Raw genomic sequence first — 14,019 nt, 5'->3', positions numbered from 1 at the left:
CAGGGATTCAAAAGCCTCGCACTATCAGAATCTCGCTGCTCGGTAGCGAGATGGTGGAGGAACTGGCTGAGCGTTGCTGAGATGCCGGAAGTGCCGCTCAGCAAAGGGCCTGATGAAAGAGGCGGGTCGATGACATCTATTCCGCTGCGGCGGATGCAACTCGGTGGCCAGAAGTGGCACAGCACATCAAGCGCACGATCGGTGGGCACAGTGTCAACCTGGCGCTTGAGGACAGGCACGACCACCGCTTTAGTTTCTTTTTTACCGATGGAGCTAATGCGTCATCGATTGCGCATTACGAAAGCAATATCATTGAGCATGATGAGTTTGGGGCTGTCTTGGAAAGGCAAGAGGCTGGGACTTCTCTTCTGTCCCAAGACTTATGGGGAGAACGCGAGCTTGCCGAGATCTACCCCTACGAGGATTTCTATAAACCCCTGGGATACACCTACTTCAATTCTGGACTCTTCTACAGGGATGCGGCCTATCGCGGCTGGGTGTCGGTGGTGAGAAGCCTGCAAGACACGCCGTTTAGCCGGGATGAGCATTTGCTGATGAAAGCCCTGATGCCGCACCTCAACCGGGCCTTCCTGCTGAACCTGCAGTTGGTGGAGGCAACTCGTGTATCACGGTTGGCTCTCGACGCCTTGGAGCGAGTATCGGCCGCTGTCATCCTGCTGTCGACAAGGGGACGGGTCTTGCAACACAATGTGTTGGCCGAGAGATATCTTTGCCCGACCCGCAAGCTCACCGACTACCATGACCTTAGGTTGCCCGATGCTGCTGCCAATCGGATATTATACGACACCATCACTCGACAATTCGCGACACGCCTCCCCGATGCTCAGGCCTTCATCCCGTTCACCGATGAGAACGTCAAGAAGGTTGCGTTGTGCTTTCCCTGGCGCTCGAGTCCGGAGCAAGTCGACTGGCTAGGGAGAGCCACTGGCAGCATCATATTCATCCTCACGCCGGGGGCTTCACAGCCGTCCACCATTCACCTGGAACGGGCCTATCAGCTGAGCAAGGCAGAGAACCGGGTGCTCATGGGGCTGCTGGAAGGAAATACCGCCGCCGAGCTTGCCGATCGGCTCTTCGTCTCCCAGACCACCATTCGCTTTCATATCCGCAGTCTGTTACGCAAATTCGATAGCCGGAATCAGGTGGACATGATCATCAAGGCCTTAGGCTGTGGTGCCGTCCACTTGGGCTAACGGTGTAATCCCACCCAGTTCGTCATGGAGTATTCTACTCGGCTGACGGGAAGTGGACTTGGGCCACATCCCCGGCCTTCCCGCTAGAAGCTGGATGCACCACCTAACGAGAGATCACGCCTAGAAACGCGGCTTGGTGCGGGCGGTGGCCTCGGCGGTCAGGGGATCCTCGGGCCAGGGGTGCTTGGGGTAGCGCCCGCGCAGGTCCTTGCGCACCTCCGGGTAGCCGTTGGCCCAGAAGCTCTCGAGGTCCCGGGTGACCTGCAGCGGGCGCCGCGCCGGCGAGAGCAGGTGCAGCAGCACCGGCACGCGCCCGCCGGCGATGCGCGGCGTCGCCCGCCAGCCGAACACTTCCTGCAGCTTCACCGCCAGCACCGGCTCGCCGCCGTGCCGGCAGGGCCCGTAGTCGAGCCGGATATGGGAGCCGCTGGGCACCGCCAGCCGCTCGGGGGCGAGCTCGTCGAGCCGCGCGCGCAGCGACCAGTCGAGGCCGTCGAGCAGGATCCGCCCCAGGGGCAGCTTGTCGACCGCCTCGAGGCGGGTGATGCCGTCGAGGTGCGGGCCGAGCCAGTCATCGAGGCTGGCGAGCAGCGCCTCGAGGGACCAGTCGGGCCAGTCGTCGCCGAGCTCGCGACGCAGCAGCGTCACCCGGCCGAGCAGCTGCTCGGCCGCCTCGTCGAAGGCCAGCCGCCCGCGGCGGCGAAGGGCGGCCAACAGCGCCTGGCGCACGGCCTCCGGCGGCAGCGCCTGCAGGGGCCGGCGTTCCAGCACCACCGCGCCCAGGCCGCGGACCTGCTCGCCGATCAGGCGGCCCTGCTCCTCGGACCACTCCAGGCTCGCCCGCCATTCGCGTGTCTCGGGGTAGAGCGCCTCCAGCCGGTCGGGGGCGAGCGCCACGGCGCGAAAGATCCGCGCCCCGCTGGCCTGGCCGTCGAGTTCGGCCGCCACCAGCAGCTCGGCATGGGCCAGGGGGTGATCCTCGGGCAGCGTCGCCAGGCCCCCGCCGGCCAGGCGAAAGCGGCCCGGCCCGACCTGGTGTGCCGTCCGTTGAGCCACCCGCTCCGGATAGGCCAGCGCCAGCAGTGCGCCGAGGGGCGCCAGGTTCGCCACCGCCAGCCGGCAACCGCCGACCTGCGCCAGCCGGCGGGCGTCCTGCTGCCACTGGCGATGGGCCCGGCCATCCGCCAGGCGTGCCTCGAGCGCCCGTTCCAGGTCCTTCTCGCCCTCGAGGTCGCGCCCCTCCAGCAGCGCCACCAGGGCGCAGGCCAGGGGCTGCGCGTCGAGGGCGACGGCACGCTCGAGCATCACCGCCAGCCGCGGATGGGTCGGCCAGCGGCTGCAGGCGCGCCCCAGCGCGGTGAGATGGAAGGCCTCGTCCAGCACCCCGAGTCGCCGCAGCAGGTCGCGCCCCGCGGCCAGGGCCGCGGCGGGCGGCGGGGTCACCCAGGCCAGCTGGTTCGGGTCGGTGATGCCCCAGCGGGCCAGTTCGAAGGCCAGCGGCGCCAGGTCGGCCTGGCGGATCTCCGGCTCGCCGTGGGGCATCAGCGGCTGCTCCTCGGCCCACAGGCGCACGCAGACCCCGGGACCCTGGCGCCCGGCGCGGCCGCGGCGCTGGTCGGCACTGGCGCGATTGACCCGCCGCGTCTCCAGGCGGGTGAGGCCGCTGCGCGGCTGGAAGACCGGCACCCGCTCCTGGCCGGCATCGACGACGATGCGCACGCCGTCCACGGTCACGCTCGACTCGGCGATGGCGGTGGCCAGCACCACCCGGCGCCTGCCCGCCGGGTCGGGGCGCAGGGCACGGCGCTGGGTTTCCAGCGGCAACCGGCCGTGCAGTTCCATGATGGCCAGGTCCGGGCGCCGGCCGGCCAGCTCCCGCGCCAGGCGGCGAATCTCGCCGACGCCGGGCAGGATCACCAGGGCATCGCCCTCGCCCGCCTCCAGTGCCCCGATCACCGCTCGGGCCTGCTGGGAAGCGGCCTCATCGCGGCTGGTCAGGGAGCGATAGCGAGTCTCCACGGGAAAGGTCCGGCCCGGGCAGTCGATCACAGGGGTCGCCTCGCCCAGCGTCTCGAGCAGCGAGTCCACGTCCAGGGTCGCCGACATCACCAGCAGGCGCAGGTCGTCACGCAGGCCCTCCTGGGCATCCAGGGCCAGTGCCAGGCCGAGGTCGGCCTCGAGGCTGCGCTCGTGGAACTCGTCGAAGAGGATGCCCGCCACGCCCTCGAGCATGGGGTCGTCCTGGAGCATGCGGGTCAGCACCCCCTGGGTGACCACCTCGAGCCGGGTGGCCGGCCCCACGCGACTCTCGCCGCGCATCCGATAGCCCACCGTCTCGCCGACCGGTTCGCCCAGGGTTTCCGCCATGAAGCCCGCCGCCAGCCGCGCCGCCACCCGCCGCGGCTCCAGCAGCAGCAGCCTGCCACCCCGGCGCTCATCCCGGCACCAGGGCTCGTCGAGCAGCGCCAGCGGCACCCGGGTGGTCTTGCCGGCGCCGGGCTCGGCCACCAGCACTGCGCGGTTGTGGGCCGCCAGTGCCTCGCGGATGGCGTCCAGCCGCGCCTCGATGGGCAGCGTCGACGGCGAGGTCATCGGGCCTCGCGCGGCCTGACCCCGCACCCCTTGAGGATCACCCGGGTCAGGAAGGCGGTGATCTGCTCCACGTCGGCATCGGAGAGCTCCTCCTTGCCGGTGATGCCGAGCACCTGGGTCTCGAAGTCGGCGTAGTGCTGGGTGGCCGACCAGATCAGGAAGATCAGCCACACCGGGTCGACCGGGTCCATCAGGCCGCGCTCCGCCCACTGCTCGAAGACCCGCGCCCGGGCCTGCACCCAGTCGCGCAGCCCGCCGCTCAGGTACTCCTGCAGGAAGGGCGCCCCGCCGAGGATCTCGGCGGCGAACAGCCGGGACCCCTCCGGGTGGCGACGCGACAGCTGCATCTTGCTGCGGATAAAGGCCTCGAGGACTTCCGCAGGATCGTCCTCCACCGAGATATCATCGAGCAGCGCATTCCAGCGCTCCATCATCCGCTCCAGCAGGCGCACGTAGAGCCCCCGCTTGCTGCCCATGTAATAGAGCACATTGGACTTGGGCAGCCCGGCCTGCTCGGCGATGTCCTGGAGGCTGGCGCCGCGATAGCCGTGCCGGGCGAAGACCCGTTCGGCCGCCGCCAGGATCGCGCGCTCGTTACGCTCGCGCGTCATGCCGTTGGTTTCCCCCTTCTCACGCACGCTCCTCTCGGGAGGCGTCTTCCACTGCGTCATCGGCAACCTCACTGCCCCATGTCGTGTCCGGGCCCTCGCCCAGGCGATCAAGTGTTCGGGATAGTGCACCAGCCCTGTGAAGGGTGCAAACGGGCTTGCAAACCGATCGATTCTGAACCATGCTGGAAACATCCTGACCATATGGTCAACAGTTGCGCGGCATCAGCCACCCACATCAACAAGAGACACTCAACAAGAGACAAGGCGATGATCGATTTCCTGCTCAACGGGCAGCCTCGCCGCTGCGAGGCCTCCCCCGAGACCAGCGTGCTCGAGCTGCTGCGCGAGACGCTCGGCCAGACCGGCACCAAGGAGGGGTGCGCCTCGGGCGACTGCGGCGCCTGCACCGTGGCCATCGGCGAGGCCGGGCCCGACGGGAGCGTCCGCTACCACAGCGCCAATGCCTGCATCACGCCCGCCCACCAGCTCCACGGTCGCCACCTGGTCACCGTGGAAGGCCTGGCCCAAGGCGACACCCTGCATCCCGCCCAGGCGGCCATGGTCGAGTGCCACGGCAGCCAGTGCGGCTTCTGCACCCCGGGCATCGTCATGTCGCTGTTCACCCTGCACGAGCAACAGCACCACACCCCGGCGCCGCTGACCCCGCAGCGGCTGGAGGCCGCGCTCGGCGGCAACCTCTGTCGCTGCACCGGCTATCGGCCGATCCGCGACGCCGCCCTGACCATGGGCGAGCATCCCGAGCAGCGTCCGTTGTGGCTCGATGCGGCGGCGCCGCCACCCGCCGCCCCGGAGACCGATGCCCGCTTCGCCCAGCCGGCCACCCTGGCAGAACTGGTCGAGCTGCGCCGCCGCCACCCCGACGCCCGGCTGGTGGCCGGGGCCACCGACCTCTGGCTCGAGACCACCCAGCGCCTCGAGCGCTTCGAGCGGCTGATCGACGTGACCCGGGTCAGGGAGCTCAACGCCATCGAGGAGACCACCCTCGACGACGGCCGTCCCGGCTGGTGGATCGGCGCCGCCGTCACCTATTCGCGCCTGGAGCCGCTGCTCGAGGAGCATTTCGAGCCCTTCGCCCACCTGCTGCATCGGCTGGGGTCGGCCCAGATCCGCAACCGCGGCACCCTGGGCGGCAACGTCGCCAACGCCTCACCCATCGGCGACACTCCGCCGGTGCTGCTGGCCCTGGGCTCGCGGCTCTGGCTCACCGGCCCCGAGGGCGAGCGCGAGCTGCCGCTGGACGACTTCTTCCTCGACTACAAGAAGACCGCGCTGGGCGAGGGCGAGTCGATCCGTGCCATCTTCCTGCCCCGCCCCGAAGCGGGCCGGACCCTCAAGGTATGGAAGCTGTCCAAGCGTCGGGAGGACGACATTTCCGCAGTGCTCGGCGCCTTCAGCTGGAAGCTCGAGGACGGCATCCTGCGCGAGGTGCGCCTGGCCTTCGGCGGCATGGCGGCGACGCCCAAGCGCGCCGCCGCCGCCGAGGCCGCCCTGGAGGGGCAGGCCCCCTCGACCGCCGCCTTCCAGGCCGCCCGGCTGGCGCTTACGCGAGACTTCCAGCCCATGAGCGACGTGCGTGGCAGCGCCCACTACCGCCAGCTCTCCGCCGCCAACCTGCTCGAGCGCCTGCGCCTGGTCCTGCTTCGTGACCACCAGATGCAGCCGTCGTCCCACACCGACCAGGAGGTGATGCTCCATGCGTACGCTCACTAAGTTCGTTCAGGCGCCCGGCGCCGCACCCGACGTCTCGGACGACTCCGCCAGGGCTCGCGAAACGCAGCGGGGTCGGATCAAGGGCGATGGCCCCCAGGCCCGGGAGACCACCAACCGCGATGACCGCCCCGCCACCAGCCGAGGAGCGGCCGGCAGCGCCAGCGCCCACGAGAGCGCGGTCAAGCATGTCACCGGGCGCGCCGCCTATATCGACGACATCCGCGCCCCGGCCGACTGCCTGCACGTGGCGCTGGGCCTCTCGCCGGTGGCCCACGGCCGGCTGACCCGCCTCGACCTGGACAAGGTGCGGGAGATGCCCGGCGTGGTGGACGTCATCGCCATCGGCGACGTGCCCGGCCACACCGATATCGGCCCGGTGTTCCCCGGCGACCCCATCTTCGTCGAGGAGGAGACCAGCTACGTCGGCCAGGTGCTCTTCGCGGTGGCCGCCGAGAGCCACCGCGCCGCCCGCGAGGCGGTGCGCGCCGCGGTGGTGGAGATCGACGAGCAGCCGGCCAGCCTCGACCCGGTGGCGGCCGCCGAGCGCGGCGAGGTCGTGCGCCCCACCCATGTCCAGCAGAGCGGCGACTGGCAGCGGGCGCTGGCCGAGGCCGCCCATGTGGTCGAGGGCGAGCAGTTCGTCGGCGGCCAGGAGCACTTCTACCTGGAGGGGCAGGCCTGCCTGGTGCAGCCCACCGAGGACGAGGGCGTGGTCGTCTATACCTCCAACCAGCACCCCAGCGAGACCCAGAAACTGGTCGCCGAGGTGCTGGGCATCCCCTTCCATGCCGTCACCGTGGAGATGCGCCGCATGGGCGGCGGCTTCGGCGGCAAGGAGACCCAGGCCTCCCCCTGGGCCTGCATCGCCGCGCTGATCGCCCGTCGCACCGGGCGCACCACCCGCGTCCGCCTGCCCCGGGCCGAGGACATGCGCGTCACCGGCAAGCGCCACCCCTTCCACAACCGCTACCGGCTCGGCGTCGATGACCAGGGGGTGATCCAGGGGGGCGAGATCACCGTGATCGGCGACTGCGGCTACTCGCCGGACCTCTCCGAGGCGATCGTCGACCGCGCCATGTTCCACTCGGACAACGCCTACTCCCTGGGCGAGGCCCGGGTCACCGGCCATCGCGCCCGCACCCACACCGCCTCCAACACCGCCTTCCGCGGCTTCGGCGGTCCCCAGGGCATGATGGTGATCGAGGCGGCCATGGACGACATCGCCCGCCGGATCGGCGAGGATCCGCTGACCGTGCGCAAGCGCAACCTCTACCGCGAAGGCCGCAACGTCACCCACTACGGCCAGACGGTGGACCAGCTCGCCCTGCTCCACGACCTGGTGAGACAGCTCGAGGCCAGCAGCGACTACTGGGCCCGCCGCCGGGCGATCACCGAGTTCAATGCCGAGAGCCCGGTCATCCGCAAGGGCCTGGCGCTAACCCCGGTGAAGTTCGGCATCTCCTTCACCGCCAAGCACCTCAACCAGGCCGGCGCCCTGCTTCACGTCTATACCGACGGCAGCGTGATGATCAACCACGGCGGCACCGAGATGGGCCAGGGGCTGCACACCAAGATCTGCCAGGTAGTGGCCCGGGAGCTCGCCCTCGACCTCGACACGGTGCGCATCACCGCCACCCGCACCGACAAGGTGCCCAATACCTCGCCCACCGCCGCCTCCAGCGGCGCCGACCTCAACGGCCAGGCCGCCCGCGACGCCTGCCTGAAGCTCAAGGAACGGCTGTTCGACTTCGCCAGCGAGCACTTCTTCGCCGAGCTCGGCGGGCTGGACCGCGAGGGCATGCGCCTGGAGGCCGGCCACCTGGTGGCGGGCGAGGGCGAGAGCGAGCGGCGCATCGGCTGGGGCGAGCTCGTCCAGGCGGCGTATCTCGCCCGCATCTCGCTCTCCGAGAAGGGCTTCTACGCCACCCCGCTGATCCACTACGACCGCGCGACCGGCAAGGGCCGGCCCTTCTACTACTACGCCCATGGCGCCGCCGTGGCCGAAGTCAGCGTCGACACCCTCACCGGCGAGTACCAGGTCGACCGGGTCGATATCCTCCACGACGTGGGCGACTCCCTGAACCCGGCCATCGACCTCGGCCAGGTCGAGGGCGGCTTCATCCAGGGCGTGGGCTGGCTGACCAGCGAGGAGCTGAAGTGGAACGAGGCCGGCCGGCTGATCTCCGACGGCCCGGCCACCTACAAGATCCCCACCTACGGCGACCTGCCGCCGGTGTTCAACGTCACCCTGCTGGAGGGCCACCCCAACTCCATGGCCAGCATCTACCGCTCCAAGGCGGTGGGCGAGCCGCCCTTCATGCTCGGCATGTCGGTGTGGTCGGCGCTGCGCGACGCGCTCGCCAGCCTCGCCGACTACGGTGAAGCGCCGCGGCTCGACACCCCGGCCACGCCGGAACGGGTACTGCTCGCCGCCGAGGCGCTGCGCTCGCGGCACCATCCCTGGCCGCCGGCGCAGGGGGACGCATGATGGCCCGGCGTCCTGAACGGGAGCGGCGTCCCGAGAGCTGGCACGCCGCCCTGCACCGCCTGCAGCGCGACGGCCTGCCCCACGCCCTGGCGACCCAGGTCACCAGCGCCGGCTCCACGCCCCGGGAGCCCGGGGCGCGGATGGTGATCACCGCCGACACGGTGTTCGACACCCTCGGCGGCGGCACCTTCGAATGGCAGACCATCGCGGCGGCCAGGGAGCGCCTCGCCTCGGGCGAGCCGGGCATGACCCTCGAGGCATTCTCGCTGGGCGGGCGCAGCGGCCAGTGCTGCGGCGGCTTCGTCAACGTGCTGATCGAGGTGTTCCCGGGCAGCCGGACGACCCTGGCCATCTTCGGTGCCGGTCACGTCGGCCAGGAACTCGTGCGCCTGGCCGCCCCGCTGCCCTGGCGGGTGCTGTGGCACGACAGCCGTGACGACGCCTTTCCCGACTGGGCCGCCGGCCAGCCGGGGCTCGAGTGCCGTCACGCCCCGGACCCGCAGGCCGCGGTGGCGGCCCTCCCCGCCGGCGTCCACGCCCTGGTGTTGACCCACGACCACGCCGAGGACCGCGCCCTGGTCGACGCGCTGCTCAGGCGAGCCGACACGGCCTCGCTGGGCCTGATCGGCTCGAAGAGCAAGTGGGCCAGCTTCCGCACCCGGCTCAGGGCCGCCGGTCATTCGGACGAGACCCTGTCCGGGGTACGCTGCCCCATCGGACACTCGGGGGGCGACAAGACCCCCTACGCCATCGCCCTGGCCGCCCTCGCCGAGCTGCTGCCGCTGGTCGAGACGCCCGAGCGCGGCGACCAGCGCGGCCTCGACCCCGACGAGCTGCGCCGGGTCTTTTCCTAAGCCCCCTGTGGGGTCAGACCCCAAAGTCCGCTGAGGGGTCTGACCCCAAACGATGATGAGCCCTGACGACATGACAACCATCGACTCGCGCCTGCTGCGCGCCGAATTGCTGAGCTTCGAGGCCGACCCCGGCGAGGGCGACACCCCGGCGGCCGGCAGCATACGGCATATCCCGGACGGCGCCCTATGGCTGGAGAACGGCCGCATCCGGGCCATGGACGACTACGCCCGGCTGGCCCCCGAGCTGCCCGACGGCATCGAGGTCATCGATCACCGCGGCAAGCTGGTGATGCCCGGTTTCATCGACAGCCATGTGCACTATGTCCAGCTGGAGATCATGGCCTCCTACGGCCGCCAGCTGCTCGACTGGCTGAACGACTACACCTTCCCCGAGGAGTGCCGCTTCGCCCGGCGCGAGCATGCCGAGGCGCTCTCCGACGCCTTCCTCGACGAGCTGCTGCGGGCGGGCACCACCACCGCCCAGGTGTTCTGCTCGAGCCATCCGGTGTCGGTGGACGCCTTCTTCGGTGCCAGCCAGCGGCGCGGGCTGCGCATGCTCGCCGGCAAGGTGTTGATGGACCGCCATGCCCCCGAGGCGCTGTGCGACGCTACCGAGGGGGGCATCCGCGACACCGAGCGGCTGATCGGCGACTGGCACGGCAAGGGCCGGCTCGGCTACAGCCTGACCCCGCGCTTCGCCCCCACCTCGACCCGGGCCCAGCTCGATGCCACCGGCGGCCTGATGCGCAACGATTCAAGCCTCTGGCTGCAGACGCATCTCGCCGAGAACACCGGCGAGCTCGACTGGGTGGCCGAGCTCTTCCCCGGCAGCCGCGACTACCTCGCGGTCTACGAGCAATCCGGCCTGGTCGGGCCGCGCAGCACCTTCGCCCACGGCATCCATCTGGACCAGGAGATGCGCGGCCGCCTCGCCGAGCGCGGCGCCAACCTCGCCTTCTGCCCCAGTTCCAACATGTTCCTCGGCAGCGGGCTGTTCGACCGGCTGGCGGCCCGCGAGGCCGGCCTCGCCATCACTTACGCCAGCGACGTGGGCGGCGGCACCGACCTGTCGGGCCTGGCGACGCTCAAGGCCGCCTATCAGGTGGGCCAGCTGCGCGGCCAGCCGCTCACCGCCTGGCAGGGCTTCTTCGGGTTGACCCTGGGCAACGCCCGGGCGCTGTCGCTGGACGACCGTATCGGGCGCCTGGCACCGGGCCTGGAGGCCGACTTCGTGGTCCTGGACCCGGCCGCCACGCCGCTGCTGGCCAGGCGACACGCCCGCTGCCAGACCCTCGCCGAGCGCCTCTTCGCGATGATGATGCTCGGCGACGACCGCACGGTGCTGGAGACCTGGGCCGACGGTCGCCGCCAGCACCGCCGCGAACCCTGAGAAATCCGGGCACAATAACGCGATCACTGCCGGCTGGTAGCCAGCACCGAGGAGGACGGCGAACCGGCCGCCATCCTCAGGCGCTCGCCGCCAGCTGGCGGTGCAGCGCCCGGCGGCGCTCGTCGCCGAGGAAGGCGGCCTCGATGGCGGTGCCGGCCAGTTCGATGAAGACTTCCCTCGACCAGCCGAAGGCCCGGTGACAGGCCAGGTAGTTGTCGAGCATGCCACCGCCGAAGTAGGCCGGATCGTCGGAGTTGATCGTCAGCCGCAGGCCGGCCTCGAGCAGTCGCGGCAGCGGGTGATCCTCGATGCGCTCGACCACCCTGAGGCGCACGTTGGAGAGCGGGCAGACGGTCAGCACGGTGCCCTGGTCGCGCAGCCGCGCCACCAGCGCCGGATCCTCCAGGCAGCGCACGCCATGGTCGATGCGGCAGACGTCGAGCCGGTCCAGCGCCTCGCGGATGTACTCCGGCGGCCCCTCCTCGCCGGCATGGGCCACCCGCGGGATGCCCAGCGCCCGGGCCCGCTCGAACACCTCGACGAACTTCGCCGGCGGATTGCCGCGCTCGGCGCTGTCCAGCCCCACGGCGTCGAGCATCTCCCAGTAGGGGGCGGCGCGCTCCAGCATCTGCATCGCCTCCTCGGCGGGACGGTCGCGCAGGAAGGCCATGATCAGCGCCGTGGAGAGCCCCAGTTCTCGCTCGGCCACGCGCCGGGCCAGGCTCAGGCCCTCCATCACCACCGGAAGCGGAATGCCCCGCACCAGGTGCGCCTGGGGGTCGAAGTGCATCTCGACATGCACCACGCCCTCGGCACTGGCACGACGAAAGTAGTCCATGGCCAGGTCATGGAAATCCTCGGCGGTGCGCAGCACGCTCATGCCCCGGTAATAGAGGTCGAGAAAGGACTGCAGGTCGGTGAAGTCATAGGCTTCCCGCACCCGCTCCACCGAGGCATAGGGCAGTTGAATGCGGTTGCGCTCGGCCAGCGCGAACATCAGCTCGGGCTCCAGCGTCCCCTCGATATGCAGATGCAGCTCGGCCTTGGGCAGGCGTTTCAGGAATTCACGCACGACTCACCTCGCTCACGGTCATTTACCGTATCCTGAAATAAACTGACCGTTTGCGCAAAGCCCCTCGGCCGGAAATCGGGGCAAGCGCCGTTGGAAATTAGCGAGGGGCGTCGGACGCCCCACCGTCATAGCTCGCGCAGCAGCGCCGCCAGCCCGGCACGCCGCATCGCGAGCCGCTCCTCGGCCTGTTCCCGGCGCTGCGCCAGCGACGCGATGCGTGCATCCTGTGCCTCCAGCTCGGCCACGTAGCGCTGGCCCGGCTCGGTGTCGATGCCCACAGCGGCGAGATTGTCGCGGATCCTGGCCTGGCTGTCGGCGGCCCGCTGCAGGTCGCGCGCCAGGCCCCTCAGCTCGTCCTCCACCTCGGCGACCCCGCGCCGATGCTCGAGCAGGGCAGCCAGGGCCTCGGCGGTGTCGTCATCGGCGGCATCGGTCCACTGCGCCAGCAGCTCGGTGTCGGCATCCACCAGGGCGACGGTCTGGCTGCGGGTCACCTCTTCCCGGGCCTCGACCACGGCACTGCCACCGGGGTCGAGCGCCACCCCCAGCCGCCGATGGGTGGGGGTGGACTCGACCAGGGCGTCGGAAGAGAAACGCCAGCCCGCCCGCGCCGGATGCTCGATCATCACGCGGCGGGGAGCGCGAGCCTCGCTGTCGAGGGCATAGCGTGTGGTGACCCGCGAGAGCCGCGTGGCCCTCAGGGTGCCATCGACGATGGTGACCCGCGCCAGGCTCTCCTCGGGCCGGGACTCGCTGCTGATGCGCACCTGGCGGTCGGCGGCGAAGCTGGCCAGGCGAGCATCGCCGGCCGGGATGCCCGGCAGGTTGATGTCCCCCACATGGCCGACGCCCTCCTCGTAGACAGTGACCAGCCCCGTCGGCAGGAAGCTCTCGGTGCGATTCTCCAGGCGCACCGCGGCCACGGGATGATCCTCGCCGCGTTCCGGCTGGAAGACCGAGAGCCGCTCGGCGGGCACCCGGGCATCGATATAGGGGACCGACAGGGTCCGCCCCGCCGCCAGATCCACCGGCTGGGGCAGCCGCCAGGTGGCGGCCGTAGCGCCCTGCGTGGCCAGGGCCGGCTGCGCCGGCTCGGCAACGGCGGCCATGTCGCTCGCCGCCCTGCCTCGCGCCAGGGCGGACTCCATCGCGGGGGCCTGCACGGCGCCCCCGTCGGGCCGCGGCGGGGCCGCCGTGTCGGCGCTGACCGGCACCTCGGGACGCGTGTGCCAGTAGCGCTGGAGCAGGCGCTGGGACAGCGTCACCGGGGCCCCGCTGGAGAGCGTCAGGGTCACCGCGTCCCAGTCGGCGCCGCTGGCATTCTCGATCACCGCCCAGGCCTGCAGGCGCGCCTCCCGCTCACCATCGAGCAGCAGCCGGTAGGCGGTCTTCCACACCGGCGCGGCCACCACGTAGGAGAGGCCCACCTCGCGTTCGCCCTGCCCTTCGAGGGCGATGTCGATACGGCGCATCTCGTCGGTGCGCCCCCGCCCGCTGATCCGGGCCGCCTGGCGCAGTCGCTCGCGCAGGGCCGCGTCGAGGATCTCGAGCCGCGCCCCGCTGGCCAGCCTCAGGGTCACCACGCTGCCCTCGTCATCGAGCACCGACAGGGTCCGGGTTTCCTCCTGCCCCTCGCCCCGGGGCGGCCGGACGTCGACGCCGAGCAGCAGCCCCTCGACGCTGCGGCCCCCCGAGGTGGCCCTCACGGGTACCCCCTGCAGGGCACCGGCCAGACGCACCACCGAGCCCAGGTCCTCGGGCCCGAAGGGCAGCCGGCGAAAGGTTTCCTCCACGGCGGCGAGGCCATCCAGCGTCAGGGAGACCAGTCGACCCTCGGGGTCGCGCACCACCAGGCTCTTGAGGATGTCGTCGACCTGCGCCAGGGGCACATCGAGGTGCAGGATGCCGCCCCCCTCCAGCGGCGCGGTCCGGTGTATCTCCGCCAGGCCTCCCGAGGAGAGCGTGACCGCCGCCACCCGCTGCTCCGCCGCCAACGGGCCGGCGAGGCCGCCACCGAACCACAACAGCAAGGCCACGGCACCCGGCCGCACGCCCCGCCACGACGAC

General features: G+C 70.7%; 9 protein-coding genes. 5 read left to right on the top strand and 4 right to left on the bottom strand.

Annotation, left to right across the window (positions count from 1 at the left end; genetic code table 11):
* Positions 1–173 precede the first annotated feature (173 nt).
* On the top strand, positions 174–1,214 hold the full coding sequence (locus MKP05_RS21875) for a helix-turn-helix transcriptional regulator (RefSeq protein WP_240568367.1): 1,041 nt from the start codon (positions 174–176) through the stop codon (positions 1,212–1,214).
* 120 nt (positions 1,215–1,334) lie between these two features.
* On the opposite strand, the gene hrpB is transcribed toward MKP05_RS21875, so the two are convergent.
* Positions 1,335–3,806 (bottom strand): ATP-dependent helicase HrpB, encoded by a 2,472-nt coding sequence (gene hrpB, locus MKP05_RS11295; protein ID WP_240568365.1) that lies wholly within the window; start codon positions 3,804–3,806, stop codon positions 1,335–1,337.
* Entirely contained in the window at positions 3,803–4,417 is a 615-nt protein-coding gene (locus MKP05_RS11290; RefSeq protein ID WP_240568373.1) for a TetR/AcrR family transcriptional regulator, read from the bottom strand. The genes hrpB and MKP05_RS11290 overlap by 4 nt, the downstream gene beginning before the upstream one ends.
* A gap of 267 nt (positions 4,418–4,684) precedes the next feature.
* On the opposite strand from MKP05_RS11290, the gene xdhA reads away from it, so the two are divergent.
* The 4 genes from xdhA (at position 4,685) to guaD (ending at position 10,880) form a co-directional block, all read left to right on the top strand.
* A complete protein-coding gene (gene xdhA, locus MKP05_RS11285) occupies positions 4,685–6,148 on the top strand; it encodes a xanthine dehydrogenase small subunit (RefSeq protein WP_240568364.1) in 1,464 nt (487 codons plus the stop codon).
* A complete protein-coding gene (xdhB, locus tag MKP05_RS11280) occupies positions 6,132–8,636 on the top strand; it encodes a xanthine dehydrogenase molybdopterin binding subunit (RefSeq protein WP_240568363.1) in 2,505 nt (834 codons plus the stop codon). Before xdhA ends, xdhB begins: the two co-directional genes overlap by 17 nt.
* Positions 8,633–9,490, top strand: a complete 858-nt coding sequence (xdhC, locus tag MKP05_RS11275) for a xanthine dehydrogenase accessory protein XdhC (protein WP_240568362.1) — start codon at positions 8,633–8,635, stop codon at positions 9,488–9,490. The genes xdhB and xdhC overlap by 4 nt, the downstream gene beginning before the upstream one ends.
* 70 nt (positions 9,491–9,560) lie before the next feature.
* Positions 9,561–10,880 (top strand): guanine deaminase, encoded by a 1,320-nt coding sequence (gene guaD, locus MKP05_RS11270; RefSeq protein WP_240568361.1) that lies wholly within the window; start codon positions 9,561–9,563, stop codon positions 10,878–10,880.
* A gap of 76 nt (positions 10,881–10,956) precedes the next feature.
* On the opposite strand, the gene MKP05_RS11265 is transcribed toward guaD, so the two are convergent.
* Both MKP05_RS11265 and MKP05_RS11260 read right to left on the bottom strand, forming a co-directional pair.
* The gene (locus tag MKP05_RS11265) at positions 10,957–11,952 is read right to left on the bottom strand and encodes an adenosine deaminase (RefSeq protein WP_240568360.1); all 996 of its coding nucleotides are present in this window, start codon (positions 11,950–11,952) and stop codon (positions 10,957–10,959) included.
* A 125-nt stretch (positions 11,953–12,077) separates the two neighbouring features.
* Entirely contained in the window at positions 12,078–13,982 is a 1,905-nt protein-coding gene (locus MKP05_RS11260; RefSeq protein WP_240568359.1) for a DUF4139 domain-containing protein, read from the bottom strand.
* Between the last annotated feature and the right edge of the window lie 37 nt (positions 13,983–14,019).

Origin of the sequence: Halomonas flagellata (assembly GCF_022487945.1) — a bacterium.
In the GTDB taxonomy this organism is placed as follows: domain Bacteria; phylum Pseudomonadota; class Gammaproteobacteria; order Pseudomonadales; family Halomonadaceae; genus Halomonas; species Halomonas flagellata.
This window is presented reverse-complemented; position numbering and strand designations above follow the sequence as displayed.